The 26,948-nt window shown below is 49.7% G+C and carries 20 protein-coding genes, 3 tRNA genes and 1 pseudogene; 9 read left to right on the top strand and 15 right to left on the bottom strand.

What is annotated here, in order from left to right:
- Window positions 1-14: 14 nt before the first annotated feature.
- A complete protein-coding gene (locus ACJJJB_RS14520) occupies window positions 15-4,934 on the top strand; it encodes an RHS repeat-associated core domain-containing protein (RefSeq protein WP_445365077.1) in 4,920 nt (1,639 codons plus the stop codon).
- The gene (locus ACJJJB_RS14515; RefSeq protein WP_020412535.1) at window positions 4,931-5,326 is read left to right on the top strand and encodes an SMI1/KNR4 family protein; all 396 of its coding nucleotides are present in this window, start codon (window positions 4,931-4,933) and stop codon (window positions 5,324-5,326) included. The genes ACJJJB_RS14520 and ACJJJB_RS14515 overlap by 4 nt, the downstream gene beginning before the upstream one ends.
- 1,354 nt (window positions 5,327-6,680) lie before the next feature.
- Here the strand turns inward: ACJJJB_RS14515 and csrA are convergent.
- Window positions 6,681-6,863, bottom strand: a pseudogene (gene csrA / locus ACJJJB_RS14510) (carbon storage regulator CsrA); the annotation flags it as partial.
- A 1,542-nt stretch (window positions 6,864-8,405) separates the two neighbouring features.
- On the bottom strand, window positions 8,406-8,576 hold the full coding sequence (locus tag ACJJJB_RS14505) for a hypothetical protein (RefSeq protein WP_282952609.1): 171 nt from the start codon (window positions 8,574-8,576) through the stop codon (window positions 8,406-8,408).
- A gap of 28 nt (window positions 8,577-8,604) precedes the next feature.
- Between ACJJJB_RS14505 and ACJJJB_RS14500 the strand changes: the two genes are divergently transcribed.
- The gene (locus ACJJJB_RS14500) at window positions 8,605-9,354 is read left to right on the top strand and encodes a zinc metalloprotease (RefSeq protein WP_282952610.1); all 750 of its coding nucleotides are present in this window, start codon (window positions 8,605-8,607) and stop codon (window positions 9,352-9,354) included.
- A gap of 42 nt (window positions 9,355-9,396) precedes the next feature.
- The gene (locus ACJJJB_RS14495) at window positions 9,397-9,795 is read left to right on the top strand and encodes a hypothetical protein (protein WP_444946240.1); all 399 of its coding nucleotides are present in this window, start codon (window positions 9,397-9,399) and stop codon (window positions 9,793-9,795) included.
- A 218-nt stretch (window positions 9,796-10,013) separates the two neighbouring features.
- On the opposite strand, the gene ACJJJB_RS14490 is transcribed toward ACJJJB_RS14495, so the two are convergent.
- Together ACJJJB_RS14490 and ACJJJB_RS14485 are read right to left on the bottom strand one after the other, a co-directional pair.
- Window positions 10,014-10,493 carry a hypothetical protein gene (locus ACJJJB_RS14490; RefSeq protein WP_444946241.1) on the bottom strand — a complete coding sequence of 160 codons (480 nt, stop codon included), beginning with the start codon at window positions 10,491-10,493 and terminating at the stop codon, window positions 10,014-10,016.
- 153 nt (window positions 10,494-10,646) lie between these two features.
- Entirely contained in the window at window positions 10,647-11,666 is a 1,020-nt protein-coding gene (locus tag ACJJJB_RS14485; protein ID WP_444946242.1) for a Vgb family protein, read from the bottom strand.
- A gap of 404 nt (window positions 11,667-12,070) precedes the next feature.
- Here ACJJJB_RS14485 and ACJJJB_RS14480 point away from each other — a divergent pair, with 404 nt between their 5' ends.
- From ACJJJB_RS14480 to ACJJJB_RS14460, 5 genes are all read left to right on the top strand, one after another.
- Window positions 12,071-13,252: an MFS transporter gene (locus ACJJJB_RS14480; protein ID WP_444946243.1), complete on the top strand. Its 1,182-nt coding sequence runs from the start codon at window positions 12,071-12,073 to the stop codon at window positions 13,250-13,252.
- A gap of 50 nt (window positions 13,253-13,302) precedes the next feature.
- Complete coding sequence (locus tag ACJJJB_RS14475; RefSeq protein WP_020412542.1) at window positions 13,303-14,109, top strand: alpha/beta fold hydrolase; 807 nt, start codon at window positions 13,303-13,305, stop codon at window positions 14,107-14,109.
- Between the two features lie 141 nt (window positions 14,110-14,250).
- Window positions 14,251-15,627: a S41 family peptidase gene (locus ACJJJB_RS14470; protein WP_020412543.1), complete on the top strand. Its 1,377-nt coding sequence runs from the start codon at window positions 14,251-14,253 to the stop codon at window positions 15,625-15,627.
- A 418-nt stretch (window positions 15,628-16,045) separates the two neighbouring features.
- Window positions 16,046-16,753 carry a SapC family protein gene (locus ACJJJB_RS14465; protein WP_020412544.1) on the top strand — a complete coding sequence of 236 codons (708 nt, stop codon included), beginning with the start codon at window positions 16,046-16,048 and terminating at the stop codon, window positions 16,751-16,753.
- A 152-nt stretch (window positions 16,754-16,905) separates the two neighbouring features.
- Entirely contained in the window at window positions 16,906-17,979 is a 1,074-nt protein-coding gene (locus ACJJJB_RS14460; protein WP_353376012.1) for a sulfite exporter TauE/SafE family protein, read from the top strand.
- A gap of 106 nt (window positions 17,980-18,085) precedes the next feature.
- On the opposite strand, the gene ACJJJB_RS14455 is transcribed toward ACJJJB_RS14460, so the two are convergent.
- The 11 genes from ACJJJB_RS14455 to ACJJJB_RS14405 all read right to left on the bottom strand — a co-directional run bounded on the left by ACJJJB_RS14455 (window position 18,086) and on the right by ACJJJB_RS14405 (window position 26,876).
- Window positions 18,086-18,160: transfer RNA gene (locus ACJJJB_RS14455), tRNA-Gln, on the bottom strand.
- Between the two features lie 39 nt (window positions 18,161-18,199).
- Window positions 18,200-18,276: transfer RNA gene (locus tag ACJJJB_RS14450), tRNA-Met, on the bottom strand.
- Between the two features lie 92 nt (window positions 18,277-18,368).
- A complete protein-coding gene (locus tag ACJJJB_RS14445; protein WP_020412546.1) occupies window positions 18,369-19,322 on the bottom strand; it encodes a DMT family transporter in 954 nt (317 codons plus the stop codon).
- A gap of 60 nt (window positions 19,323-19,382) precedes the next feature.
- The gene (gene ychF, locus ACJJJB_RS14440; protein WP_020412547.1) at window positions 19,383-20,474 is read right to left on the bottom strand and encodes a redox-regulated ATPase YchF; all 1,092 of its coding nucleotides are present in this window, start codon (window positions 20,472-20,474) and stop codon (window positions 19,383-19,385) included.
- 205 nt (window positions 20,475-20,679) lie between these two features.
- Window positions 20,680-21,276, bottom strand: coding sequence for an aminoacyl-tRNA hydrolase (pth, locus tag ACJJJB_RS14435; RefSeq protein ID WP_282952619.1), 597 nt, complete (start codon window positions 21,274-21,276; stop codon window positions 20,680-20,682).
- Between the two features lie 5 nt (window positions 21,277-21,281).
- Window positions 21,282-21,908, bottom strand: coding sequence for a 50S ribosomal protein L25/general stress protein Ctc (locus tag ACJJJB_RS14430; RefSeq protein ID WP_020412549.1), 627 nt, complete (start codon window positions 21,906-21,908; stop codon window positions 21,282-21,284).
- A 201-nt stretch (window positions 21,909-22,109) separates the two neighbouring features.
- The gene (locus ACJJJB_RS14425; protein ID WP_040628500.1) at window positions 22,110-23,039 is read right to left on the bottom strand and encodes a ribose-phosphate pyrophosphokinase; all 930 of its coding nucleotides are present in this window, start codon (window positions 23,037-23,039) and stop codon (window positions 22,110-22,112) included.
- 363 nt (window positions 23,040-23,402) lie between these two features.
- A tRNA-Gln gene (locus ACJJJB_RS14420) sits at window positions 23,403-23,477 on the bottom strand.
- Window positions 23,478-23,487: 10 nt separating this feature from the next.
- On the bottom strand, window positions 23,488-24,390 hold the full coding sequence (gene ispE, locus ACJJJB_RS14415) for a 4-(cytidine 5'-diphospho)-2-C-methyl-D-erythritol kinase (protein WP_444946245.1): 903 nt from the start codon (window positions 24,388-24,390) through the stop codon (window positions 23,488-23,490).
- A gap of 64 nt (window positions 24,391-24,454) precedes the next feature.
- Window positions 24,455-25,096, bottom strand: a complete 642-nt coding sequence (gene lolB / locus ACJJJB_RS14410) for a lipoprotein insertase outer membrane protein LolB (RefSeq protein ID WP_282952621.1) — start codon at window positions 25,094-25,096, stop codon at window positions 24,455-24,457.
- Window positions 25,080-26,876, bottom strand: a complete 1,797-nt coding sequence (locus ACJJJB_RS14405) for a tetratricopeptide repeat protein (protein WP_020412553.1) — start codon at window positions 26,874-26,876, stop codon at window positions 25,080-25,082. Before ACJJJB_RS14405 ends, lolB begins: the two co-directional genes overlap by 17 nt.
- Window positions 26,877-26,948: the final 72 nt, after the last annotated feature.

Raw genomic sequence — 26,948 nt, 5'->3', positions numbered from 1 at the left:
TTGAAGGATTATCCATGCAGCTAAGTGTCGAGAACAGGCAAGGCGTTCGTTATATGGTCAGAGTTGGTTGGGCATACCAGATGGGCATTCCCCTGAAGGTCAATGCCAGCCAGCTGTTGTCCATGTTTGATGATGCTGTAATCCAGGAGATTCACGAACACTTCTTTGGCATGAATGGTATCTCCTGTAATGCGCTGAGTGTCAGTATTCAATCAAGCCAGGCGGGCACTGTCTTCTTAGGGCCACTGAGTGAAGCGCCCGGTCATCTTTCCAGTCGAGAACAGGAAATTTACCTGGCCCTGATCCAAAATCGCCTGATTATTGAAGAAGCCCCGTTTGCAGCCACGGCGCTTGCTGACAAGCAGTCAGAGTTGATTGCCAAGATTCGCATGGGGCTGCAGCAGATTATCGCCCAAGAACGAGCTGAGGCAGCGCTGATCCAACAGCGTCACGAGCAGCGCTCCACCTTAGAGAAAGTGGGTGCCTATATTGATCGCGGTGCTACCGGCTTAGGCAATGCCGCTTGGGGCCTGGCGGTTTGGGGCAAGGACGTGATGGAAGTAGCTGCGCTAGTTAATCCCATGCGCCAGGCCAGGGAACTCAGCACGGCAACAGCAAACTACCTTTTGTACGATAAGAGCTTCGAGGAATCCGGCAAAGAGTACCTCTCTGCAGTGCATCGGGAAGCCGTTGATGTGCTTGGCTTTGATCCATCCAAGATCACCAAGCAGCAGCTGGAGCTGGCCCTCGAAGTGGCCCAGGTGATTTATGACGAGCCGGCACTGCGCGATACGATTTTCCGTTTTGCTCAGGATTATGTGAAAGCCCAGCACAGCCTCGAAATCACCGAGATGGCCGGTGGTGGTGCATTCGAGATTATTCTTACTATCGTCTTGGCTGCAGTCACAGGTGGTGCCGGTGCTGTGGCATCCCTGGTTAAAAATGCCCGTCTGCTGAAGGCTTTCCGCGGTATTGGCGATTTGATGCTCGACTTCGCCAAGCTGAAAAAGCAACGTAATCTGCTTTCCAAAAAGCGAGGTGGTAATGCCAAGGGTAATGGAGCCAGCTTTTCCGACCTGAGCTCTTCCGATGCAGCCGCCCCATCCAATTCGAGTGGCCCCTCTTCGAGCAGTTCGAGCTCCAGTGGCAGCTCCAGCAGCTCTGGTGCCAATAACAGTAACCAAAGCGGAAATAGCTCTGGTAATAACAGCAATAATTCTCAGGCTAGCGATAGCAGTAAGACCAGCCAATCCAGCGAAGCGGATAAAACCAATAGCCAAACCGGGAAAAACCATAACGGAGATAGCTCCCAATGTAATGGCAAGGCTTGCGAAGGCGGCGAACCTATTAACTTAAAAACGGGTGAAGAACGCCTTACTTTGGTCGATGCCGTACTGGATGGTCCACTGCCACTCACCGTGGCGCGCACCTACCGCAGCAGTAATTCCAAAGACTTCGGCCTGGGCCACGGCTGGACCCACACCCTGGGTGAAAAGCTGGTGTGGCGCCCGGGTAAAGCAGTGCAGTTCCACGATGCCGAAGGCAGGGTGATCAGTCTGCCTGCTCCAGGAGACAGCGGCCGCAGTCACAACGTAGTGGAGCAGTTAAGCCTCACCCGCATTAATGACGATCACTGGATAGTGACTCCTTACGGTGCCCCCAAAGGTGTACAAAAACACTTTAAAGCCACCGGAGATAAAGGCTCCCTCAAGCTTGCAGAAATCCGCGATGGCTACGGCAATTATTACCTGTTCCACTATGTCGACGAACGTCTGATCTGTATCGAAAGCAGCATCGGTGAAGCCCTGCATATCAGCCCGCCGCCAGGGCAGCCAAACAGCCAGCGTATTGGTGAGCTGAAAAAAGAAACCCGCGACGGCCGTATTAAAGTACTCGCAAATTATGAGTACAGTGGTGAAGGGGACCTGATCAAAGCCATCGACGCCGACGGACACAGCGAGCAGTACCAGTACCATCAGCACGTCATTAAGCAGCGCACCCTAAAAACCGGCTACCGCTTCCACTTTGAATGGGATGCCGAAGGCCCCTCCGCCCGCTGTGTGCGCCAGTGGGGCGATCCTATCGATGGGCAGGATACTTACAATTACCAGTTTGCCTGGGATGATGATGGCAAGGGCGTTACCGTTACCGACACCCGCGGCGGTAAAGAGCGCTACCGCTTTAATGACCGTGCCCTACCAATCTATCACCGCGATCCGGAAGGTGCAGAGACTCTCTATAGCTACAACGACCTGGGTCAGGTCACCCGGGTACAGCTGCCCAGCGACGATGGCAGCCTGCGCGAAGAAATTTACCAGTACGATAATCAGGGTCGCCTGATACAAAAGACCGATGCCGCTGGCAACAACCACCGTATCGAATACAACGGTGAAGGCCTGCCCGCAAAAGTTACCGACCCCGCCGGTAATAGCTGGCAACGGGAATACAACGAAAATGGCCAGATCGTTGCCAGCAAAGACCCCCTCGGCAACAGCACCCAATACGGCTATAACCCTGTTGGCTTAATCGGCAGCGTTACCGACCCTCTCGGCAATACCACCCGCTACCTTTGGAACCCCGAAGGCAATCTCGCAGCGATCAAAGATCCCATGGGCCGTGCCCAGCACTACCGCTACGACGGTGCTCGTCGCCTGGCTGAAGTGCAGCATGCTCCGGGCCAGATAACCCGCTATGAATACGATGCCCAGGACCGTATCCATGCAGTGACCACTCCAGACGGTGCCCGGACTCAATACAGCTATAACCCCCAAGGATTGCTTGCCGAAGTCATTGACTCTGAAGGCCGCAGTACCTGCTACGCTTACGACGGCCTCAGCCAGGTTAAGAGCCGCACCAACCCGGACGGCAGCCGCCTGGAATATCACTATGATGGCGAACGCAACTTAATTGGCCTAGCCAATGAAAATGGCGAGCGCTACCAACTTAAATACGACCTCAATGAACGCCTGATTGAAGAAGTTGGCTTCGACGGCCGCGTTACCCGCTACGCCTATAACCGCGCCGGCCATCTGGTAAGCTCCAGAGCCGTAACCGACACAGACAGCGGCAAAGGCATCGACACCATCTTCGAGCGCGATCCCTTCGGCCGCCTATTGGAAGAAACCACCCCGGACGGAATCACCAACTTCCGCTACAATCGCAGCGGACAACTTATCGAAGCAGAAAATACCCACCGCAAACTGCGCTGGGAATACGATGCCAATGGCCGCGTTACCACCGACTGGCAGGGCAAAGATAAACTGAGCCACCAGTACGATGCCGCCGGCAACCGTATCGCCACCACACTACCCGATGGCGAGGTGCTTAACTTCGCCTTTAACCCCGCCGGTCAATTCCAAAGCCTGCACCGCCGCCCCTTAGGCAGCGATACCGATCAGCTGATTACCAGTATCAGTCACGACGAACAGGGCAGGGAAAGCCAGCGCCAACACGGCAACGGACTGGAAAGCCAAAGAGACTACGATCCACAAGGCCGCCTGCACAAGCTGCGCCTGGGCAAAACCAGCAGTGCAAACCAGAGCCCGGTGTCCGACCCCACCCAGGGCACAAACTCAATTCTGGAACGCAGTTACCAGTACAACAAAGCCGGCCAGATCGCCAAAATCGAAGACAGCCTGCGCGGAACCCGCAGCTACCACTACGACGCCCTCGATCGCCTGACCCAGGTAGACGGCCCCAACCCTGAATATATTGTGCACGACCCCGCACACAATATTCTCGCGGCCGCCAACTCAAAAGACGAAGCCAAACAGCAGGCCAGTGCCACCCAGGTCAAAGGCAACCGTTTAGCCTTCCGCGGTGATACCCACTACCGCTACGATATCCACGGCAATCGCATTGCCGAACTACGCGGTAAAGGGCAAAAACTGCAAACCCGCTACCACTACAACAGCCGCCAGCAGCTGGTACGTGTAGAAAAGCTCAAGGTAGAAAAGGGCACAGAACAGTTCCAACAGGTGATCCACTACCAATACGACCCCCTGGGCCGTCGTATTGGCAAAGTCACGAACAGCGAACTAACCGACTTCCTCTGGGATAGCGATGTTCTCCTGCAGGAAAGCAAAACGGACAACCAAACCAAACAGGATCTCAGTACCCGCACCTATTACTTCGAACCGGGCACCTTTAAACCGGTTGCTTTAAAGGAAAGTCAGCAAGATAAAGAGCAGGTCTATCACTACCATCTGGATCACCTGGGAACGCCTGATACCTTGACCAGTCAGGAAGGTGAAGTGGTCTGGAGCGTTGCCTACAAGAGCTATGGCAATATTGCCCTGGCCCATGAAAATCAGATAGAGCAGCCAATCCGCTTCCAGGGGCAGTACTTCGATGAAGAGACCGGGCTGCACTACAACCGGTTTAGGTATTATGATCCACAGGTTGGGGAGTTTACTCAGCAGGATCCGATTGGGTTGTTGGGGGGGGTTAATAATTATCAGTATGTGCCTAACCCAATAATATTTATTGACCCGTATGGCCTAAAAGCTAAGGATTGTGGAAATAACCCTAACGGCTACTCTACGAATGATGTTGATCAGCATGGGCGCCTAAGTCCAGGAAAAAATAGAGCTGAAGGCTATAAAAACACTAAAAATGATAATTTCGTACAGTCGCATCACCCAGTACAAGATAAATGGGCTCAAAAAAATGTCGAAGGCTACAACAGAAATGATGCACCTGCTGTTCTTTTAGAATCGGCATCAGGCAAACCACATGCGAAAATATCTGCATCTCAGCGAGCACGTCGCAGAACGATGAAAGTAGATGGTGTAGATCCATACTCAACTTCTATTGGTGAAGAGTTCAGCACCGGATATAGAGAGATGATTGATGCTGGAGTGCCTGAAAAAACGGCACAAAAAGCAATTAAAGACAGTTATAAATATTTTGATTCTTTAGGAGCTTTTGAATGATAGACCTAGATGCTCTAGATGATTTTGAATCTTTTGGTTCTGGTGTGTCTGAAACGCAACTTCAAAAACTGGAAGATGACTTGAAAATTAAACTTCCTGATGATTATGTGGCGCTAATGAGGAGGACAGATGGATTTGCGCTTGGTAATGGTCTTACTATTTATAGGTCTGAAGATCTCGTAGAGAGAAACGAAACTTTTGAGGTGTTCGAATATGCCCCAGGATATCTTGCTATTGGAGATGATAGTGGAGGGCTTTCTATCTTAATTAGCCTGTCAAATGGAAAGGTGTATTCAGTTGATCAAGGAAGCATGGATGAGGACGATATGGAGATACTGGGGAACAGTCTGTTTGAATGGCTTTCTGCTGGGGGATTGTTGGCAGAAAGTTAGTTTATTAAATTAGGTACGATTCATGCCGATTTTGGGACACCCAATGATTGTAAGGATAGAGAAACGTAATTCGGGACACCCATTGATTGGGAGGAGCGTCCGCCCTCAACCTTCGACGCTAGGCCCTACACAGGTAAAAATGACGCGCTGTCACCTTGCTTTCGTTTTAGCTTCGAACAAGAGCTGACAGTCTGCGTAGCTTGGCGGGAGTCTGTGCAAGCTCCACGCCAGACGCCATTGCCCTTTCCTAGCCATGCCTCTCCAGGCGCGCAAAAAACGCATACCTCCCCTATGAAGGGCTGACAGGTTATCAGAGGTACCTTACTTGCGAGGTCAGAATAAATCAAAAATTTTTATGCAGATTCCTTGGGATATTGGAGGAGTTGAAGTTGTATCCGAATCTCCAATTGATGGGAAATAGCCTTGAATAAAAAGCTACAGAGATTGGTAGCTCTTCTCGAAAATAGGAGATGTTTTGGTTGCTGAAGGCGAATTGAACTGGATAAACGGAATTGGCTTTATTGTTAGGAAAATAGATTCTCAGAATTGAGGTTGTGTCGAGCACATAAAGAAAGTGAAATTTTTGAGTCTATGTATGCTGGTTACGGAGGTTTTTTAGAGTTTATGATTTGGTGAGAGTATTTTCATGGGCGTAAAAAAGTGAATCAGTATTTTGAGAGTTTGATAGATGCAGTTTAGATTATTCTCCATCCATGACGTTTTTTGCTCAAATTCTAGAAGACTGAGCAATTTAATATTATTCTTTAAGCTGGAATTTTTTATATAGGATCATAATGGAGGTTTATTTGGTTGGTGCTTTCTCAAAATCTTTAGGTTAACTATTTTTTATTCTTCTAAAACCTCATATCTATTAACATGGTAGGGTAGTTAAAATAAAAAAAGTGCTGTTAGTGTTGCCAATCCAGATTCTGGAAAAAATATATTTAATGTGTGCTCATTTTTTTTAGTTTAAGGCTTAATAAAGTTATAACGTAAAGGGGGCAATTGTGAGGTGCGACCTATATGCATCTTTAGTGACAGCTAGGAAAGAGGGTATAAACCAGAGGCAGCTGGACTATAAGAATTCTGAGTAGTATTGTAAAACACACTGAAGGCTAAACAAATTTAGCAGTTTCGATTCCACCCCTAAAAGGTACCAGGATCATTGTTTTGGACAAAAGACTGGATAATGTTCAGCTTCATTTGGTGAAGGTGTAGTCCAGTCCTGCTCCCTGATGGTTGAACTCTAGTAATATTTAGAGAGAGTATGCAAAAACTATAATCAACTTAGAATAGCTTAGTGTTATCCGGTCTGGGTTGAGCATTTCCTATTGGCAGACTCTTTTATTAAACGGTTTCTATTGGTCAGTTCTAGTTTTTTTTGGATACGCTTGTAAATTTCCTCGCGATGAACAGGTAAAGATTTGGGAGCTTGTATTCCTATCTTCACTTGGTTACCTCTAATCTCCAATACTGTGATTGAGACATTAGCCCCAATCCTTAGGTTTTCGCCGGTCCTGCGCTTCAAGATCAACATATTCGTTTCCTATTTAAACTCTAACCATGGGTAGACCTTCCGGGATGAGAGGGCTTGGAAAGTAATGCTGGCAGGAAAGGAAGGGTGGGGCACGAGAACGGTAGGCGTGAAATAAGAAAAGGCGGACGCTACGCTCCCAGAGCTTGGAAAATCGCTCCAAGCTACTGAATGTGTTCGCCTTTATTGAAGACGAGCAGGTTTCTAGCGTACTATGCATATAGCCACTTTGATAGTCTGATTATCAATTTGGTTAGCTGGCCCCTGGTGTTGGTAGCACCTTGGGTCAGCGCCTTTTATCTGTACTTACTTCACGCTAACGTTCTCCTTAGAGAAAATGGGTCATTTAAAAAGATCTTAGGTATCTTTAGGTATTTGGGGGTATGAACTCATAGAGGCTTGTTCGAGTACGGCCCATATTGCTGATCAAATTCTATTGATTTTACGTAGTTTTGATGCTGAAAAAAACTTAATAAAATTGAATAAGATTATTTGGGCGCCTATTTTTATTCATGTCGTCTCTCGATTAGAAAATTTCTAAAACTCGCTACCGCTCCAGCACAACAAGCTGAACGGCCCTAGGATTGTTGGCTGTGTAAGTGATGGCCTAAATAACTGCTAAACCTTTCAGGTCCAATAATATATTAAGCGGTCCAGGCAATAATTAAATAACTTGCCATTCCATACATCACTAAAAGACTAACTCATAAATAAGCCACGCAAATTGTTGTTGCCTGTACGGTAGGTCAGTATGACCAGGTCTGGCTACGGCGAATCCAGGAAATGGTGGCAATTATGGAAGGAAAAGCCAATATGAATGGCAATACAAAGGCAGCAAAGGAGTAAGTATTTTCTGTTAAATTACGATGAGCATTATGGTCTCTCTCTAGCTCCTGCATTGCTAGTTCAGATGTATCCTTCTGGCTGAGACCACTTTCTTAGTATTCTTCCGGAGTAGCGTACATCTTGAATTTTACTCTGGTTATCTCTGTGGTTGTCATTAATAAGCTGTGATTCACGATTAAAATTAAAGCCGCACTAATGATAATGCGTATCTGGGTTTTCGAATATATGCCAATTTCAATAGCATTTATATCAATAAAAAAGGTTAATTGGTGTAGGGCCGAGAAATACGGCAAAGGGGCAGGTGATGATAATTGCTGAGATTTTTGTTTGTTTGGAATTTGGCCCCACCTTTTAATTGCTCTTTTTGTTGGAGTTGCGGTGGCTCTTATATCTATGGTTGTTTAAATATTTTGTGTTGTATTCAAGGGTTGTATTTGTTTTGGGTATAGCTTGCCGATTTTAATAGGTCCCTTATTTTTGCTTTGAAAATAATTTCTCTTGAAACTATTTTTCCTGTCATTGGTGTATTTTTTATTTTCCTTTGTTGGTTGGGTTTTTTCCCGCTTTATGGGGGGTGGTTTTTTATGTCGAACTTGCCGCCCTATAAAAGAAATTGATGTCATTATCACGCTTTTGAGATTTGGTACTATTGACATGAGTTGGTTTGAGAGTGGAAGGTGATCGGGCTGTCTGGGGTTATCAATTTAATAAAAAAATTAAGGTTCCGGTTATGAGAAAAGCTAATCTTTCAACTTCAATAAAAACTGCATTATCTTTGTGTTTGCTAATATCACCTGCTGTCGGTTTTGCTGAGAGTGATTCTTCGATTGAGCGTGCTAATGACAATGCTAAATTTAAACGTTGTGGCACTAATCATCCTTCTGTTCAGGAGGCTGCTTTGAAAGAGCAGCATTTTACTGCGCTGCGTGGACAGTCTCGTAATATAAGCAGTGGAGGTCATACACTACGTCCAGCTGGCTCTGTAACTATTGATGTGTACTTTCATGTTATTACTGATAACGCAAATAATGGTTCGCTACCCAGCAATGTAATTAATTCGCAAATGGCGGTGCTTAATGATGCTTATGCGAGTACACCATTTACTTTTAATCTGGTTTCAACTTCAGTAACGGCCAATAATTCTTGGTATAACGTTGGTTATGGTTCCTCCGCAGAGCGCGCTATGAAAAGCTCATTGCGTGTTGGTGATGCGGGAGACCTGAATATCTATGTGGCTGATATCGGTGGTGGCCTACTTGGGTGGGCAACTTTCCCAAGCAGCTATTCCTCAGATCCACTGGATGATGGGGTAGTTATTTTAACCGGTTCTGTGCCTGGCGGCGATGCTGCGCCTTACAATGAGGGCGATACCCTTACTCACGAGGTTGGCCACTGGTTAGGTTTGTATCATACCTTCCAGGGCGGCTGTGGTGGAAATGGGGATTATGTCTCTGATACTCCTGCAGAAAGGTCACCGGCTTATGGGTGCCCAGTAGGCAGGGATTCCTGTACAAGGGGACGGAACGCAGCCGGTCTTGATCCGATTACAAATTTTATGGATTACACGGACGATAGCTGCATGTACGAATTTACAGAGGGGCAGGCCACTCGCGCTGATGAGCAAAGCAGTACCTATCGCGGCCTATAATAATTTTTCGGGGGGATTATTCCCCCCGATACACTGACAATTATGAACAGCATCCGATTATTTATCCTATGTGCCTTGATATTGGTGAGTACGTCTAAGGTAACTGCCCAGAGGCTCGCTGTGCCAGGTTATGTCACTTGTGATAGAAATCAGTTGACTTCCTGGCAGGGAGAGGTGACAAAATTGGTGCGTGAAGGAAACAGTATTAAGGTATGGATTTCCACTGATTACGACACTAAAGAATCATTAGTGCTGACAATGCCTGGCTGGAAAGCACTTTTAGGGCAGTTCCGCCTACAAGGGAAAGAGTTTCTGGCGAGTGACTGGGGAAAAGTGACTGATCCACAAGCAGGACTTAGGCCTGGGGTTCGAGCTGTGATTTGGTTATGCGAGAATAAGGCCTATCCCGCTGTGATCAATTGGCAACCTCCACCAGAGTAGGCACCTGCATGTTTACTTTTTGATGTTTACTTTTTGTGTAGTTAAGATTTAAATAAAATTTTAGTGTCTCCTTAATTAATTCACGGAAACCTTTTATGATGATTAGTAATTCTTAAATCAAAGGTTGCAAGCCGTTGAAAAGTAATCCCTCGATAAGGTTCGGAAAGCTGGCCCTGTATCGAGAGATATTCTCGGAGCTTATGATTTTTTTGGTAGATTCAATTCCAGGGATTCCCATCAATAAATCGATTTCTTCCACCGTACAGCATTTTTGCATTTCCGTTTGCACGAAAATCAACATCTCCCCTATAAATTAGTTCTCGATATGGGCTGCTGGAGCTAACGGCATAATCCTCAAGTTCAACGCCTTGCTTGAATATAAAAATAAACATATGAGTGGCACTATTTTTATATCTATCTTCTGAGAAAAAAAGAAGGGTGTGGGCATCGCTTGGGCTAAAGCACTGTGTTGAAGGCGTTAAATAAACTCCAGTTTTAGCAGACAGACCCCGGCGTGTCCTGTCTGGGGTTCCTTTAATAAATTTGTCTATCATTAAGATCTGATTAAATCCAGCTTGACTTGTGTAGTGAATATATATTGGGTTTCCCCCTTCGAATCCTCTATTCATAAGAACGTCTACTAAAGGCGAGGCTCCTCCAGTTGGATAAATTTTGTTTCCTATGGGATTGTTTGGCATGTTTATCTCCTTGTGTGATTTTTATATTTGGAAAGAAGATAAAATAACTGGATAGGGTAGTAAAGTTTGAGCTTAACTACTTTCAAAAAATTATTTTGACCAACAGAGGGTCCCTTGGTTAAGGGATTAATATTTTTTAAACTTAGAACTGGCTCAGTTTTTTGGTATTCCCTGATCCAAGAACCCAGCATCGACACCAAACCAAAAGCTTCCATCTTTGTTGTCGAAATACATATATCGAATGTTTCCCCCACTGGGTACGGTAGTTTGGCTGACAAATTTTTGTGTTTCTATATCAAAAGCAAAGATGATGTTAGGAATATCGCCGGTGTCTGCTACCCATAGCCGGCCTTTGTTATCCATTGCGGTTCCGTAGGGGCGAGGGTTTTCAGTGGGGAGCTTCCACTCCTTGAATTCTTTTGTGCTGGGCGTATATCTGCCAAGATAGCCTTCTGGATAGTCTACATACCAGATATTGTCGGAGGTATCGATTTCCAGCCTACGAGGCCGAGCGTTCGGCCGGGGAATTGAGATTTCGTTTACCGCCATGGTTTTAGGGTCTACCCAAGCTAATTTATTCGTACCAAATAGGGCAACCCAGGGGCGATTTTGTGAATCTACCTTGATTCCGTAAGGACGTGCGTTGGCCGTTTGAGGTGTGGCTATTTTCACTTCTCCACTATTGACATCCAATATGCCTATGCGGTTGCTCTGCTGGGCTGTAAACCAGATGTTGCCATCATGGTTGAAAACCAGTGTATGTGGATCATTTACGCCTTTAGGCATTGCGTATTGAGTGATTTTACCTGTCTCTGCATTCATACGCCCAATGTGAGCATTGCGGTTGCCTGCATACCAGATCATACCCTGTTTATCCACTATCAGATTATGAGGGTGTGTTCCTTCAGGAACCTCGAATTTTTTAAATTGCTGATCGGATGGGGTAAATCGACCGATATAGTTGCCGGCCTGCCCACAGAACCAAACTTGCTGTTTGTTATCCACATGGGGGTCTCTGGGCAGCCCCTGCCAGGGTACTTTCCACTCATTTAACTTGAGCCCGTCTGGCAGTTTATTTTCTTGTACCTCAGAAGTTAATGGAGTAGATAAGAAATAAATGGCGCAGATAGCGATTTTTAGTGACAGCGTATGAAGTTTTGGGTAGATATTCATATGCCAGTTCCAGTGATTAAGCCGTCAAGGAGAATTTATGTGTTTATACCCTAGCATGGAAATATATGTGAGCTGAGTCCTGGTCAAAGCATAGGTGATAATTGGTGCTCATTTATAAAGGTTTACAAAATCGATATTTCGCAGAAGAGCGGTTTCAAACAGCCAGTTAGATGTCAGGAATATAATCGGTACACCCAATTATATTCACGAGGAGAGACTAAAGTTCCAGAGTTCCATTTGGCGAGTTCTTGTTGAGTTTGTGGGGCTCAATTGAGAGGAGTCTTGTCTTTACAGCTGAGTAGAATTAACAGGCGGTTTTTCGGTACCTGGCAGTCATATTACCCTCAATTTACACGTCAACGTGGTATAGCGTATATTGCTGCCCTTATTGTAGGAGTCCCGCCATGTTACAATGCCTCCGTCGACCGGAAATTCTGCTGTTAGTCCTTGCAGCCTCAATGCCACTGTCTTTTTCTGTCTGGAATACTCTCCTTAATAACTTTGTGATAGCCAAGGCTTCATTTACCGGAGCTGATATTGGCCTGTTACAGAGTGTCAGGGAAATACCCGGGTTCCTGGCGTTTACAGTGATATTTGTATTGCTACTTATCCGGGAGCAGCGCTTAGCACTTCTCTCACTTGTAGCGACCGGGATTGGCGTGATGCTGACCGGTTTTTTTCCATCTCTCACAGGTTTATTACTCACGACATTATTGATGTCGATCGGCTTTCATTTCTATGAAACCCTGCAAACCTCTCTGGCTTTGCAGTGGTTTCCAAAGAAGACTTCGGCAATCTGGATGGGGCGTATGGCCGCTGCAGGTTCATTTGCAGCGCTTCTAGCCTATGGTCTGGTTTGGTGTCTGATGGATTTTGCCGGTTTAGACTACTCGTGGGTTTATATGATCGGCGGTGGCATCACTGTTCTTATTGCTTTGGCTGCCTGGGTACTTTTCCCGCAGTTTCCTCAACCCCATAGTCAGCGCAAGCAATTAGTGCTACGTAAGCGCTACTGGCTTTATTATGCGTTAACGATGATGAGCGGCGCGCGACGACAAATCTTTATTGTCTTTGCCGGTTTTCTAATGGTGGAAAAATTTGGTTATAGTGTTGGCGAAATTGCTGCGCTCTATACAGTAAACCACCTGCTCAATTTATATATCGCGCCAAAAATCGGTCAGTTTATCGTAAGGTTTGGAGAGCGCCGTATCCTTACTTTGGAATATATCGGCTTGATACTGGTTTTTGCCGGTTATGCTTTAGTGGAGAGTGCGATAGTAGCTGCGGCGCTCTATATTATTGATCATCTGTTCTTCTCTATGGCCATTGCAATCAAAACTTACTTCCAAAAGATTGTGGATGAGCGTGATATCGCCGCATCTGCGGGTGTTAGTTTCACTATTAATCACGTTGCAGCGGTTATTATTCCGGTTCTATTCGGCCTGCTCTGGCTGACCTCTCCTGCTATGGTGTTCTTTGCCGGATCTTTGATGGCCCTGGTCTCTCTTGGTTTGGCCCAACTAGTGCCGGAGCAACCTGGACCAGGCAATGAAGCGCGCCTGGGGCAGGGGGTGGCTGCAACTTAGCAGCTCCCTACTAATTCTAGGTCGGGAATTTTAATAAATAGGAATTCTATATGCGTGTAGCTCTCTTAATAATGATATTTACTCTGCCGCTAAGTACATTTGTGAATTCAGAGACAATCTCTGTTGGTGAATATCATATTGAATATGAGATCAAAGGCTCTGGTGAGGCCACCTTGTTTCTCGAAGCCGGGGGTTCGGCCGGGATGCAGGATTGGGATTCCATCTATGATGACTTGGCGAAGCATGCACGAGTAATACGTTATTCTCGTGTGGGCAACGGAAAATCAACGGCCATTAAGAAGCATTTTAGCTCTGAGGATTATGCTCAAGGGGCCAGGGCTTTATTGGCGGCTTTGGGGGTTAAAGAGAAAGTTACTTATATTGCGCACTCCTATGGTGCTCATGTAGCCCGAACTTTTGCCGCACGGTATCCTGAAAGAATGGCAGCGTTGATGCTGATAGAGCCTTCTTCCGAGCATGATGTGGATATTATGCGATCGCTGAATTTGGAGTTGGCCGAAGAGCAAATTGCTCAGGTAAAACTGGATGATATGAAGAACGGCATGTCGAATCAGTACCTGGACTTTTGGTCTAAACGCCCTTTACCTGATTATCCACAAATCCCCGATATACCCGTCACAGTAATTGCCTCCATTAAAAAGTATGATAACCCTCCTCTTCTTTTCTTTACTGATGAGGCCCGGGATAGGTGGGGGGAGTTACATTCAAATTGGGCCAAAGCGTTTCCACGGGGTAAAGCTGTTTTGACTGAGAAGAGCTATCACTATCCTCAAAATGATGAGCCCGAAATGGTGGTGAAAGAAGTACTAGCGCTGATTTCCAGAGGTTATAAATAACAGATAAGGATAAATAGGAGGCAAATAAGATCATTTCATACCACTGGTTTCGACAAATTGTTGCCTTGTTAAGTTAGTCTACATTTACCAACTTTTCTAAATGTATAAAATGGGAACCCTAATAAATTTAGGGTTTTTATTGTGCTTAAAAAGATTGCTCTGGCCTTTTCAATTGCTGTTACCACCACCAGCTCTGTATACGCAGATAACGTTAATGAGGTAACAGAAAATTTATCCGATGCAGAAAAACTGTATGGTTTATCTCTCTACTGGAAAGAGGTTAGCTATAACTTCGCTTTCTTCGATCAGGTTCCTGAACTGGACTTTGATGCAAGGTATCAGGAATTTATTCCGCGGGTTTTGGCTACAGAAAACACTTATGAGTATTATCGTGAGCTAAAGCGGCTTAATGCACTCCTGCAAGATGGCCATACCAATATTTATTACCCTAAAGGTATGTCAGCCAAGTACCTGGATTGGCCTGCTGTTCGCTTGGCCGAAGCTGGCCATCAAGCAATAGTTACGGGGGTCGAGAAGGGGGTGGAGTCCGTGATTCCACTTGGCTCTGTTGTCGTTTCGGTAAATGGGCAGGATCTTCAAACCTATTTAAAGGAGCAGGTAATGCCTTATATTGCCAGCTCGACCCAGCATATTCTCTGGAGTACTGCGGTTCGGGATGCCTTGGATGGTAAACCGGATACCACGGCAGAATTCACTATTGAGACTCCAGACGGCAAAGTGAAAGAGGTTCAGGTTAAACGGGATGCGCGTGGGAGGAAGATTGATTACATCTCTATTACACAACCTCAGTCGAATGGCGAGCCATTTGAGCTTAAGTGGCTTGATGATGATATAGCCTATGTAGCTTTAAATACTTTTGAGAAACAGGAGGTTGTTGATCAGTTTAAATCTCACCACGATGAGATTGTTAAGTCCAAAGGGTTGATTATTGATCTGCGCTTTAATAATGGAGGTAACTCTGCTTATGCCGGAGAGATAATCTCTTACTTGGCTGATCGTATTTTACAGGGTTCTGTTTGGAAAACCCCCAAACATATTGCGGCTTATAAAGCTTGGGGATCATTTGCCAATCAGTTCGAGCAATTAGAGAAGTATCGCCCCTATGCAGAAGGCACTATATGGGAGTTTGGTGAAGACTCCGGGGATATAGTTGAGCCCAAATTGGATAGTAACCACATAGTGCCAACCTATGTGTTGATCGGCCGAAATACCGTTTCAGCAGCTGAGGACTTCCTGGTATATGCAGATTCTCTCGAACATTTTACTACTGTGGGTGAGCCAACTTATGGCAGCACGGGGCAACCTATGTTCGTGGACCTCCCAGGAGGTGGTACTTTCAGGGTGTGTACCAAGCGGGATACCTTCCCCGATGGCAGGGAGTTTGTTGGCTATGGTATTAAGCCGGATATCCTGGTTGAGAGTACGCTGGATACGGTGCGCTCTGATAAGGACGAAGTGCTCGAGAGAGCGCTGAACGAGCTTAGGGTTAAGCTTTAATTCCTCCCTGATATGAGCTGGCTCGCGATTATCGATTCCGTTCGACGGTCAGGTTCCTCCCATGTATTTAAGGGAGCCCCTTGCTGTTGTGGATACTGTGCGTCATAGATTTTGAAGGTGCCTGCAACAGGGGCTTTTATCAGAAGGTGCCATTATTGGCTATTTCCCGTTTCTATGGGGGTCTGAAGCCACTATTGGCACTGCTGTCTTGAAAACAGTCTCTATAATCGATTAGTTTTTGCTTTAAGGCATTTACAACAGGCTTTGTTTGCCTGTTGGCTCGCTTACCTGTTTAATGCTGGCTTTGGTTTCCGGCGACGGCGGGAAAGCGTTTGTCATCGTTAGTGCGCCGATAAAGTGGTACGTTAGGGTATCTCTGAAAATTAAGTAACTATAAAAGTAGCTAGGAGTTGTACTTATGGCACAGATTAAAGCTTTGGATAAAAAGGCACATGCCAACCTGAAACTCACCCAAGACATTACTTTTGACCATGTCAGCGGCAACCACATTCTGCCTTTGGTAGTTCAAGAGATTGTTCAGGCGGCCCAGAGCTACCCGATCCTGTTTGTGAAAGATCAGAATACTGAGCAGTTTAAAGTGGTTGCCTTAACTGGTCTGCGTCCGGGGGAGAACCTGTTCTCCGGCTCTGAAGGTTGGAATGGCAGCTATGTTCCTTTGCAGGTTCGCACCTACCCGTTCGTGCTGGTGAAAAATCCGGAAAATGCCGATCAGGCGGTTCTCTGTATCGATGAAGATTCCAATATGCTGAGTGAGTCTGAAGGTGAGCCGTTGTTTGATGGTGAAGGTGAGCAGACTGACTACCTGAAAAACCGTGCCCAGGCAGTGATTGAAACTGCCCAGCGTGTAGCGGTTACCGAGTCGTTTATTGAGTTCCTGGTGTCTAAAGACCTGTTGACCCAGAAAAAACTGACTTTGCGTGTGAGCGAAGATGATAAGCCTTACGATCTGACTGGTTTCTTCGTGGTTGATGAGGAGAAGCTGAACAATCTGTCTGATGAGGACTTCCTTGAGTTGCGTAAGCGCGGTGCTTTGCCGGCTATCTACGCTTCTATGATGTCCTCCATGCAGGTTCAAAGCCTGATTCGCCGGAAGCGTCTGAACTGATCCTGTTCCGCCCGGCAGCTGTGGTTGTCGGGCGGCCTATAGTCGTCAGATTTTCGGGATGTAGTTATCAGCATTCTGTATCCCGCCTTGATCCCTTCTCCTTGTCGTACCACTATTAGCGCCCTCTGACGTTTTAGCTCGCGAATAATAAGATGAAATACCTAGCGCGGCTTTCCCTCCGCTACTGGTTTGCTTGGTTGGCGGTTTTCTACGGGGTGTGGCTGTTTCTGATTGTCCAAGGGGACAATCTGACATTGGCCCTGGAAAACTGGTCTATGGCATTGGCCATGGCGATTGGCAGTTATGCGGCTGGCTCTACGCCGATGGGTGGCGGTACCGTGGGGTTTCCTGTCTTGGTGCTGCTGTTTGATATGCCGGCCAGCCACGGTCGTGATTTCAGCTTTGCTGTGCAATCCATTGGTATGGTCAGTGCGAGCCTCTTCATTCTTTGCCGGCAGCAGCAATTGGCATGGTCCATGTTGCGCGGAGCCCTATTGGGGGCACTCCTGACAACACCCGCAGGAATTCTGCTGTTTGCACCACTGATTCCCGAGCTGTGGGTAAAACTGTCTTTCGCCGTGCTTTGGGGCAGTTTCGGAATATTTCACTTGTACCGACTTAGCGAGATCACCGACTGTGAGCATGCGGGCGACCCTCAGTGCCCAACAGATTTTCGGGTGGGCTTGTTATTGGGGGCCTTTGCAGGTTTCAGTGTTGTGGCAGTCACTGGTGTGGGTGTGGATATGTTGGTCTATGCAGCTCTGGTGCTGTTGAGTCGCGTAGACCTCAAGGTGGCTATCCCTACTTCGGTAGTGATTATGGCGTTTTGCTCTGTGCTCGGGGTACTGGTGAAGTCTTTGGTCGGAGACTGGCAGCCGGGTGTATTTGGCAATTGGCTGGCAGCGGCGCCGGTGGTGGCTCTGGGCGCCCCCCTGGGTGTCTTTGTGGTTGGCCTGATTGGGCGTAAGCCCACGCTTCTGATTGTGGCCTTCCTGTGTGTGGTACAGCTTGGGTGGACCTGTATGTCTGAGGAAGAGGCTATGCGCGGTTATGGTGGTTGGCTGGTGCTGTTGGCATTACTGATCTGCCTGGCGGGTTTTGAGTGTTTGCGGGCTCTGGGGTTGCGCCGGGAACAGAACAGGCAGCTATCGGCTGGCTGTCAGGATCTGGTGGGTGAGCGTGGTTCAGTGGATACCGACCCAGTGCTTGTACAGGGTCTTAAGTAGTTACTGTTCTAGCTAGATAGAGGCGAATGGAGCTGTACTCTGAAATCAGCACGCTAGTTTTTGGGTTACTGCCCTGGACTGGGCCTGAAGAATAAATTTTGGAAGATGGCTGGGGCGGAAGGATTCGAACCTTCGCATGACGGGATCAAAACCCGCTGCCTTACCGCTTGGCTACGCCCCAGTTTCAAGACCCACAAAGAATAGTCTCTGTGGTTTGAAATGGTAGCAAGGGGGAGACTCGAACTCCCGACCTCAGCATTATGAGTGCTGCGCTCTAACCGGCTGAGCTACCTTGCCATTTCTTTTGTTGCCTCGGCCTTACCGAGGGCGCGCATTATTAATCGATGGGCTGGGTGTGTCAACACCTTTTTTGTATTCTTTTCAGTTAGTTAGCGATTTTTTTTATCTGAACCCAGGGGCTTGCTGGGGTGGCGCCCGGAACTGATAGCGGCAAATGCCGAACCCGCTACTACGGCAACGGCGCCAGCCCAGCTGATCCAGTTCAGAGGCTCAACAGCAATATAGTCCGGCCAGATACTACTGATCAGCGTACTGAGCAACAGGGTGATCACTGGCACTAATGACAAGGTAGCGCTGACACTGGATGCCTCCCAATTTGCCAGGGCTTTACTGAAGGCGCCGTATGCGATCAGGGTGTTTGCAGTAAGGAAGGCGAGCAGGGCCCACTCCAGCCAGCCGAGGTGGGAAACCTTCATTGGATCGGCCATTGGCAGGAAGCACAGGGTGCCTGCGATATAAATCACTACCAGTAGGTCCTGAGGTGTTGCCCTGCTCAAGATTTTCTTCTGGAAGAAACCGTACACAGCCCAGGTGACAGCGGCAATCAGGATATAACCAAGCCCGAGCAGATAGTCTCCACCCGCACCACTGGTGAGTTCTTCCAGGCGCTGGTTGAAAAACAGTAGCAGGCCGATCACCACCAGAGCTACACCACCCCATTGGCGAAGGGAAAAACTTTCCCCCAGCCAGAGCACGCTGGAGATAAGCAGAAGCAGGGGCGCCAATTGGATAACCATCTGAGCGGCACCAGGGGTGATGTAATTCAGCCCGCTGGCATAGGCGAGATAGTTTACCAGGAGGCCGATTACAGCCAGCAGTGTGAATGGCAGGAGTATGCGGCTAAATAGTGGTCGCAAGTTTAGTGCGCGCGCCTGGCCGTAATAGAGCCCTGCGAGCAGAGCTGCACCGGCAAAGCGATACCAGGTGGCGGTACCAGGGCTGATATGCCCGAGGAGCCCTTTGAGGGCGATGGGCAGCGTCGCCCACATAAATATGGTGACCAGGGTCAGGGGCAGGCCCACTTTCCAGTTTGATTGCGCCATTGCTTCTACGCTGATGGGAAAAGCCTCCCCTCTGGGGGGAGGCGAAAAAGGGAGAGGGTATTAGACGTTAAAACGGAAGTGGATCACGTCACCATCGGCAACAATGTAATCTTTGCCTTCCAGTCTCCATTTGCCGGATTCCTTTGCGCCAGCCTCACCATTGTTGTTGATAAAATCGCTATAGCTGACCACTTCCGCGCGGATAAAGCCCTTTTCGAAGTCAGTATGGATCTTGCCCGCCGCATTCGGCGCGGTAGCTCCCAGCGGAATGGTCCAGGCGCGCACCTCTTTTACACCGGCGGTGAAGTAGGTATGCAGGCCCAGCAGTTGGTAGCCGGCGCGGATAACACGGTTCAGCCCGGGTTCTTCCATACCCAGTTCTTCCAGGAATTCCTGTCTCTCATCGTCATCCAGCTCGGCAATTTCCGCTTCAAGCTTGTTACAGATTGGCACCAGTACCGCATTCTCTTCGGCGGCGATGGCAGCAACGGCATCCAGGTGTGGATTATTCTCGAAGCCGTCTTCGTGCACGTTGGCGATATACATGGTTGGCTTAACGGTGAGCAAGCTCAGCTCGCGCAGGTCTGCCAGCTCATCCTCGGAAAGGCCGAAGGAGCGCAGTGGTTTGGCTTCATCCAGGTGCGGCTGGATTTTCTCCAGCAGCGCTTTCATCTTGATAGCGTGCTTGTCCTGGCCTTTAGCCGCGCGGGTAAAGCGCTGCAGAGCTTTTTCAACGGTATCCAGGTCGGCGAGGGCCAGTTCGGTGTTGATCACCTCGATGTCAGCAACAGGGTGCACCTGATTGGCCACGTGGATTACGTTGTCATCTTCAAAGCAGCGTACAACGTGGGCGATGGCATCGGTCTCGCGGATATTGGCGAGAAACTTATTGCCCAGGCCTTCGCCCTTGGAGGCGCCCGCAACCAGCCCGGCGATGTCCGTGAACTCCATCGTGGTCGGAATAACTTTCTGTGGCTTAACGATTTCCGCCAGCTTGTCGAGGCGGGTGTCTGGTACCGGCACTACGCCGGCATTGGGCTCGATGGTACAGAAAGGGAAGTTCTCTGCATCGATGCCCGCCTTGGTCAGTGCGTTAAATAAGGTGGATTTGCCCACGTTAGGCAGGCCGACTATACCGCAAGTAAAACCCATGGTGATATTTTTCCGTTTGCCTGAGGCGCGAAGCGCGCACTCTGCTAATTGCGTTTGAAGTCCGGTAGTGATTGCGCTGGCGGAAGTCTGGGCAGGCTGGGTAGCGCGGCCGCTGAATGATCCGGGCCAGTCGGGAAAATACCGGCAATTTGGCGCAGCACACTATCGAGATTTCCGGGGCAAAAGGCAAGCTACCCGGGGGGATCTATTTGGCGGTGTGCAGCGTTTTCATGGCTGAGCCCCAGTCGCCAGTGGCGGCGGTGGGCAGTACGTCGATCGAGCGATCGATGGCATCAGCCAGTGTTTCCTGTTCCGCTCTGGGAGCTCGCTGGAGTACAAACCGGGACACTTCGCTCGAACTGCCAGGGTGGCCGATGCCGAGTCGCAAGCGCATAAAGTTTCGGTTGTTGCCCAGTGCGGCAATGATATCCCTCAGGCCATTGTGTCCGCCGTGACCGCCGCCGGCTTTCAGGCGCGCGATACCGGGGGCGAGGTCCAGCTCATCGTGAGCGACCAGTATGGCTTCCGGGGGAATTTTGAAAAAGTTCGCCAATGGGCCGACAGACTGGCCGCTGCGATTCATATAGGTGGTGGGGATCAGCAACCGGATTTCCCGGCTGCCGATCCGCACACGGCCTGTGAGGCCGTGGTATTTGCTGTCCTGGCTGAGCTGGGTGCCATGTTGGCGGGCCAGCTCGACAACAAAATCAGCACCGGCGTTGTGCCGTGTCCGATCGTATTCCGGCCCGGGGTTTCCCAGGCCGACAATCAACTGGATCGGGGTATCCGGTGCCGCAGCCAAGGCGATTACTCTTCGCCTTCGCCAGCTTCGGCTTCAGCGTCAGCTTCAACGGCGCCGCGAGGCTTGTGGATAGACGCTACAACCAGGTTGTGGTCTTCGCCGTGGCTCAGGTCTGCAGACTCAACGCCTTCTGGCAGTTTCAGGTCGGAGATATGCAGGATGCCATCCAGCTCCAGGTCTGCCAGGTCCACCTCAATGAACTCAGGCAGCTTGCCAGCAGGAGCATTCACTTCCAGCTCGGTCAGGGTATGGGAAACGATACCGCCGGCTTTAACGCCTTTGCTGGTGTCTTCGTTAAGGAAGTGCAGAGGCACTTTAACGTGTACTTTGGTGCTGGCAGAAACGCGCTGGAAATCGATGTGCAGAAGCAGCTGCTTGGCGGGGTGGCGCTGCAGATCGCGCAGGATCACTTTCTCTTCTTTACCATCGATGTCCACGGTCAGCATGGAAGAGAAGAATGCTTCATTTTCCAGGGCCTTGAACAGGTCTTTTTGCAGCAGGGATACGGATTGCGGCTCAGCTTCACCACCGTAAACGATGCCGGGTACACGGCCTTCCAGGCGACGCAGGCGGCGGCTCGCACCTTTCCCTTCATCGCTGCGGGCAATGGCGTTCAGTTTGATATCAGACATGGGTTAAACCTCGGGTTGTCTGTCCAGAGAGACCTGCGACCGGACCGCTCTGGCGTTTGTGTAAATTGGGCTGTTGGGCCCAAAAGTAATCGCCCGGCGGTGCCGGGCGGGCGCGTATTCTACGGGAATCAGAGCCAAAGGCAAAGTGCCCCGCATAGCGGGACACTCTGTGTTTATTTGGTATGCATTCCCATTCCGGTCTTAACGGAACATCGCGGAGAGGGATTCTTCATTGCTGATGCGACGCATGGATTCGGCCAGCATTGCGGACAGGGTCAGCTGGCGAATCTTCGGGGCCTTCTCCATCTTGTCCCCCAGGGGGATGGAGTCGGTCACTACCAGCTCGTCCAGTACGGAGTTGTTCAGGTTACTGATGGCGTTACCGGACAATACCGGGTGGGTACAGTAGGCAACTACCTTCTCCGCACCATGTTCTTTCAGGGCGTTGGCGGCATTGCACAGGGTGCCGGCGGTATCGACCATGTCATCTACCAGCAGGCAGGTGCGGCCGCTGACTTCACCGATGATGTTCATCACTTCTGCGACGTTAGCAGCCGGGCGACGTTTGTCGATGATAGCCAGCTCACAGTCGAGGCTCTTGGCTACTGCGCGAGCGCGCACCACACCGCCGATATCCGGGGATACTACTACCAGGTTCTGGTACTTCTGGCGCTCGATATCGTCGAGCAGTACAGAAGAGCCATATACGTTATCTACGGGCACATCGAAGAAGCCCTGGATCTGTTCAGCGTGCAGGTCGACAGTCAGTACGCGGTCGATGCCCACGCTCACCATCATATCGGCAACTACTTTTGCGGAAATAGGTACACGCTGGGATCTTACGCGGCGATCCTGGCGGGCATATCCGAAGTAAGGTACTACGGCGGTAACGCGACCAGCAGAGGCGCGGCGCAGGGCATCTACCAGAAGGATCAGCTCCATCAGGTTGCGGTTGGTGGGTTGGCAGGTGGACTGCACAACGAAAACGTCGCGACCGCGTACGTTATCGGTAATTTCAACTGCAATCTCACCGTCGGAGAAGCGCTTAACCGCAGCTTCGCCCAGGGGGATCGCCATATGGTCGACAATTTTCTGTGCCAGTTCCGGGTTTGCGTTGCCGGTAAAGACCATTAAGTCAGCCACTGCGAGTTCCTTTGATTCTGTCTTGATGTGAATTGAAGTGTAGATGCCCGCATTTTCCGCTAGAAGTTGGGATGCGATAGCATCATTTTTATACTCGGGAATGCAGGGGGGAGCGAAGCAAAGTTGGAGTAGATTGCTGGCTTGCCCTGGTCATCCAGGTGATTGCTCTTAGCTTTGGGGAGCCTCCAGGTTGTCGAAAGGTGTTTGCCAAAAAGCTTGCCTGTGACATCTCTGTAAAATTGGGGGGAGGCTGCTCTCAGCCCTATGCGGATGGCCCGGGCCGGCTGGGTCAGTGTCGACTGAGACATGTCGGAACCGGTTTTTGCTTGCGCCACAGCATACAAAAGAAAATGGCTGGGGCGGAAGGATTCGAACCTTCGCATGACGGGATCAAAACCCGCTGCCTTACCGCTTGGCTACGCCCCAGTATTTTTCCTCAATCTCTTGAGGTTAATTTCGCGAGCTTCTGGTGTACAGGTGAAACCTGGATACCATTTGCTATAAAACCCTGCCATTTTCGCGGTAGCCTGGCAAGTGCCGATTTGGCTGCTTGCTCAGTTTGGAAGGCGGTGAAGACACAGCTTCCAGTGCCTGTGAGTTGAGCTGGTGCAAATTGCTCTAGCCACTCTCTGGCATCGCGAACTTCAGGGTAGAGACTCTCAACCAGTGCCTGGCAGTCATTACCGGAAAAAGCTTCCAGTTTTTCACTGCTGAGCGGCGTTTCTGTGAGCTGCCCCTCGCGAAGGGCCGCTAATGTAATTGCGACAGAATCTCTTGTCAAACGCGAATCGTGAAAAATTTTTGCAGTGCTCACTTCGCAACCAGGAGACACCACCAAGTAGTGGCGTTTTTCAGTGATAACAGGAGTTAATTTTTCCCCAACGCCTTCGGCCCAGGCAGTATGTCCGCGGACAAAAAGTGGAATGTCGGCACCGAGTTGGCGGCCCAACTCGGCCAGGGTATCCATAGGCAGGTTGCAGCGCCAAAGATGATTAAGGCCCAATAAAGTAGTGGCTGCGTCACTACTGCCCCCGCCGATACCCCCACCGTGCGGTAGTTTTTTAATCAGACGAATATGTGCACCAGGCAATTTTTCACCGGCAAGCTTGGCTTCCTTTCGAAGAAGCAGGGCAGCCCGGTAAACCAGGTTGTCCCGCTCGGCTACATCGAGTTCACCGGCATCTACGCTGATGACATCATCAGCGCGTGCAGAAAACTCCAGTTCGTCACCGTAGTCGAGTAATTGGAAAAGGGTTTGCAACTCGTGATAGCCGTCGGCACGTCGGCCAAGAATACGCAGGGTCAGGTTCAGTTTTGCGGGGGCGGGTAACTTCAGCATGCGTGGTGGTTGGGTCGGTTAGCTTTGTTTGGCCCATGATACCCGCATGCTGAGGTTTCGGCATTTAAAAACCCCAGTCCTTGATAACCAGGGTTACATTCACGGGTCCGGCGGCGGCGTTGGTTTGTGCCTTGATGCGGGTGGGCAGGGTGAAAGGCCCATTTTGACGATAGTCGCTAAAGCTGAGGGTCCAGCCAGATTGCTGCAGGCTTTGCAACAGTCCCTGATCATTGTGTCTTTCTGCACCCCTGGGCCCGGGAGCAGGCAGACCTCGTACCCAGTAAAACATTTCACTGGCGGGCAGTGGCCAACCCAGGGTTTGCTCAGTGAGTTGGGCTGCGTTGCGCGCGACAACCGGAGCCTCATCACCGCGCACCAAGCTGACGCCGCCTGCGGAGCCGGAAATGACTGTAGTGCCGGCACCAAGCGGGCCACTCAGGTGAATACGAAAGTTTTGCGCACCGCTTTGCTGCCATGTCAGGTTGGCGCTGCCATTATCGGCCGGCGAGCGCACCCCGAGCTTGCCCTTAATCGTCCACTGCTTAAGCTGTGCCACCGATGTGGGTGTTGCAGTTTCTTGTGGGGTATCGGCTGCCGGTTGTTCCTTGGCTTTTTGCCCTGCACAGGCTGACACCAATAGAGCGAGGGTGGCCACCAGTAAAAAATAGAACTTTCGTGTAACGGTGGTTTCAGTTGTCAGATGCATGCTGTTCCAGTGTTTCTTTAATTTGTAAACGCTTCATTGCGGCCGGAATAATTTTGCTCTGGGGGTTGAGCTTCATTCCATCCCTCCAGATTTTTAAAGCTCCTTCACGATCGCCCTGTACCCAGAGCACTTCTCCCAGGTGCGCAGCAATCTCGTGATCGGGTAGTTTGTCCATAGCCTGACGTAAATACTTTTCCGCAGCAGAAAAATTACCGAGACGGTACTGGACCCAACCCATGCTGTCGATAATGGCTGGATCTTCGGGTTCCAGTTTCAGCGCTTTACTGATCAGCTCAAAAGCCTCCTGGAGGCGGGCATCATCATCAATCAGTTTGTAGCCCAGGGCATTGAGTACAGTGGCATTTTCCGGGTCGCGCTCCAGCAAGTTGCGCAGGTCATGCTCGAAGGCAGTGGCATTGCCAAGTTGGTCGTTGAGAAGTGCACGCGTGTACATCAAACGACCACTGCCACTCATTACTTTTAGACCCTGCTCAACCCGCTCCAGGGCTTTTAGTGGTTCATCATTTTTTCGCAACAATTCGACCTCCATCAGGAAAAAATGTTCTTCCTGTCGAGGGTGTTGTTGGCGAAGTTTGGTAAACCACTTTTCATTTTCATCATGCTTGCCACTGGTTGCGAGCAGCTTTGTGCCTTTGGTAATGGCTTCCACATAATCGTTGCCGGGCTCCACTTGGCGGAAGTGTTTCACGGCAGTGGCAATCTCTCCTCGCTTTTCGGCCAGGCCGCCAAGATAAAAATGTGCTGCTGATTCGTGTTGTTCCAGCTCCAGAAGTTTATCGAGCAGTGGTTTGGCCAAATCCAGCTGATTGGTTTCGTATTGAATCAGGGCCAGTGACAAGATTAGGTTGCCGTCTTCAGGTCGTTGTTTGACCAGCTCGGCGAATTGCTGGCGCGCCAGTGCAAGGTCTTCGCGTATTAGCAGGCGCGCATATTGGAGGCGCAGGCGAGTCTCATTGGGGTGCACGCTGACCAGTTTTTCCAGGAGCTCAATGGCTTCACGCCGCTTGCCCAGGTCCACCAGCAGATGGCTCTGTAACAGTGGAGCATCCAGTTGGTCTGGATGACTCTCCTGGATACGGCGCACTACTACTAGTGCCTGGTTGTATTGCTCGGTAGCGCGTAGCACCATTGCATGGGCCAGTGCCACTTCGTCGTTGTTTGGGTGCGCCCGCGCCAGCCTGGCAAATTCTGCGCGTATCTGATCGTCGAGCTTTTCACGGCCAATGGCTGTGGCGGCGAGGGATTGCAGCGGTGCTTTGCCTCCCAATTTTAGAGCCTGCTCCGCGTGGACCATGGCCTCTGAGAGTTCTCCTGCAAGAGTTAGCTCAGCAGTGAGCGCCAATTGGGCATCGGCATTGTCTGGTTCCAGCTCAACCCAAAGCTGTGCTGAGCGCAGGGCAGCCTGACGGGCATTCAGGAAACGGGCGATACGTGTGGCTCGTTCGGCGACGCCGGCGTCCTTGGTAACTTCTGCCTGGTGGTAGTAGTTGGCCAGTGCTACATCATACTGTTCACGAATACCGGCAACTTCAGCCACCAGAAGTGTGTAGAAGGTATCGATAGGAAAAGCACGGGGTTCGCTCTCTGGGGAGGCGTCGGCGCCATCCTCTTTTAGGTTCTGAGCCACTGGTGGTGATTTGGCATCAGTAGCTGCCTCTCGGGGCTGAACCTGGACACAGGCTGCCAGCAGCAGGCAGATGGTCAGAAGCAGGGTGGCCGAGGCATTATGATTTGAATCGGGCTGTCGGGGTGGGAGCATAGATCGTGTCCATACGTTGCTGCGGCGCGTAAGCTGTATACGAGTGGCGTGTTTTAAACGATTATCGCCATA

The sequence above is a fragment of the Microbulbifer variabilis genome, assembly GCF_052468405.1.
This window is presented reverse-complemented; position numbering and strand designations above follow the sequence as displayed.

Excerpts from the sequence above, each read along its gene's own strand:
- lolB (WP_282952621.1), bottom strand. The coding sequence starts at position 25,096 with ATGCATCTGACAACTGAAACCACCGTTACACGAAAGTTCTATTTTTTA.
- ACJJJB_RS14520 (WP_445365077.1), top strand. The coding sequence starts at position 15 with ATGCAGCTAAGTGTCGAGAACAGGCAAGGCGTTCGTTATATGGTCAGA.
- ACJJJB_RS14460 (WP_353376012.1), top strand. The coding sequence starts at position 16,906 with ATGAAATACCTAGCGCGGCTTTCCCTCCGCTACTGGTTTGCTTGGTTG.
- ACJJJB_RS14480 (WP_444946243.1), top strand. The coding sequence starts at position 12,071 with ATGTTACAATGCCTCCGTCGACCGGAAATTCTGCTGTTAGTCCTTGCA.
- ACJJJB_RS14445 (WP_020412546.1), bottom strand. The coding sequence starts at position 19,322 with ATGGCGCAATCAAACTGGAAAGTGGGCCTGCCCCTGACCCTGGTCACC.
- ACJJJB_RS14405 (WP_020412553.1), bottom strand. The coding sequence starts at position 26,876 with ATGCTCCCACCCCGACAGCCCGATTCAAATCATAATGCCTCGGCCACC.
- ACJJJB_RS14485 (WP_444946242.1), bottom strand. The coding sequence starts at position 11,666 with ATGAATATCTACCCAAAACTTCATACGCTGTCACTAAAAATCGCTATC.
- ACJJJB_RS14430 (WP_020412549.1), bottom strand. The coding sequence starts at position 21,908 with ATGTCTGATATCAAACTGAACGCCATTGCCCGCAGCGATGAAGGGAAA.
- ACJJJB_RS14495 (WP_444946240.1), top strand. The coding sequence starts at position 9,397 with ATGAACAGCATCCGATTATTTATCCTATGTGCCTTGATATTGGTGAGT.
- ACJJJB_RS14515 (WP_020412535.1), top strand. The coding sequence starts at position 4,931 with ATGATAGACCTAGATGCTCTAGATGATTTTGAATCTTTTGGTTCTGGT.
- ACJJJB_RS14425 (WP_040628500.1), bottom strand. The coding sequence starts at position 23,039 with ATGGTCTTTACCGGCAACGCAAACCCGGAACTGGCACAGAAAATTGTC.
- ispE (WP_444946245.1), bottom strand. The coding sequence starts at position 24,390 with ATGCTGAAGTTACCCGCCCCCGCAAAACTGAACCTGACCCTGCGTATT.
- ychF (WP_020412547.1), bottom strand. The coding sequence starts at position 20,474 with ATGGGTTTTACTTGCGGTATAGTCGGCCTGCCTAACGTGGGCAAATCC.
- ACJJJB_RS14475 (WP_020412542.1), top strand. The coding sequence starts at position 13,303 with ATGCGTGTAGCTCTCTTAATAATGATATTTACTCTGCCGCTAAGTACA.
- ACJJJB_RS14490 (WP_444946241.1), bottom strand. The coding sequence starts at position 10,493 with ATGCCAAACAATCCCATAGGAAACAAAATTTATCCAACTGGAGGAGCC.
- ACJJJB_RS14465 (WP_020412544.1), top strand. The coding sequence starts at position 16,046 with ATGGCACAGATTAAAGCTTTGGATAAAAAGGCACATGCCAACCTGAAA.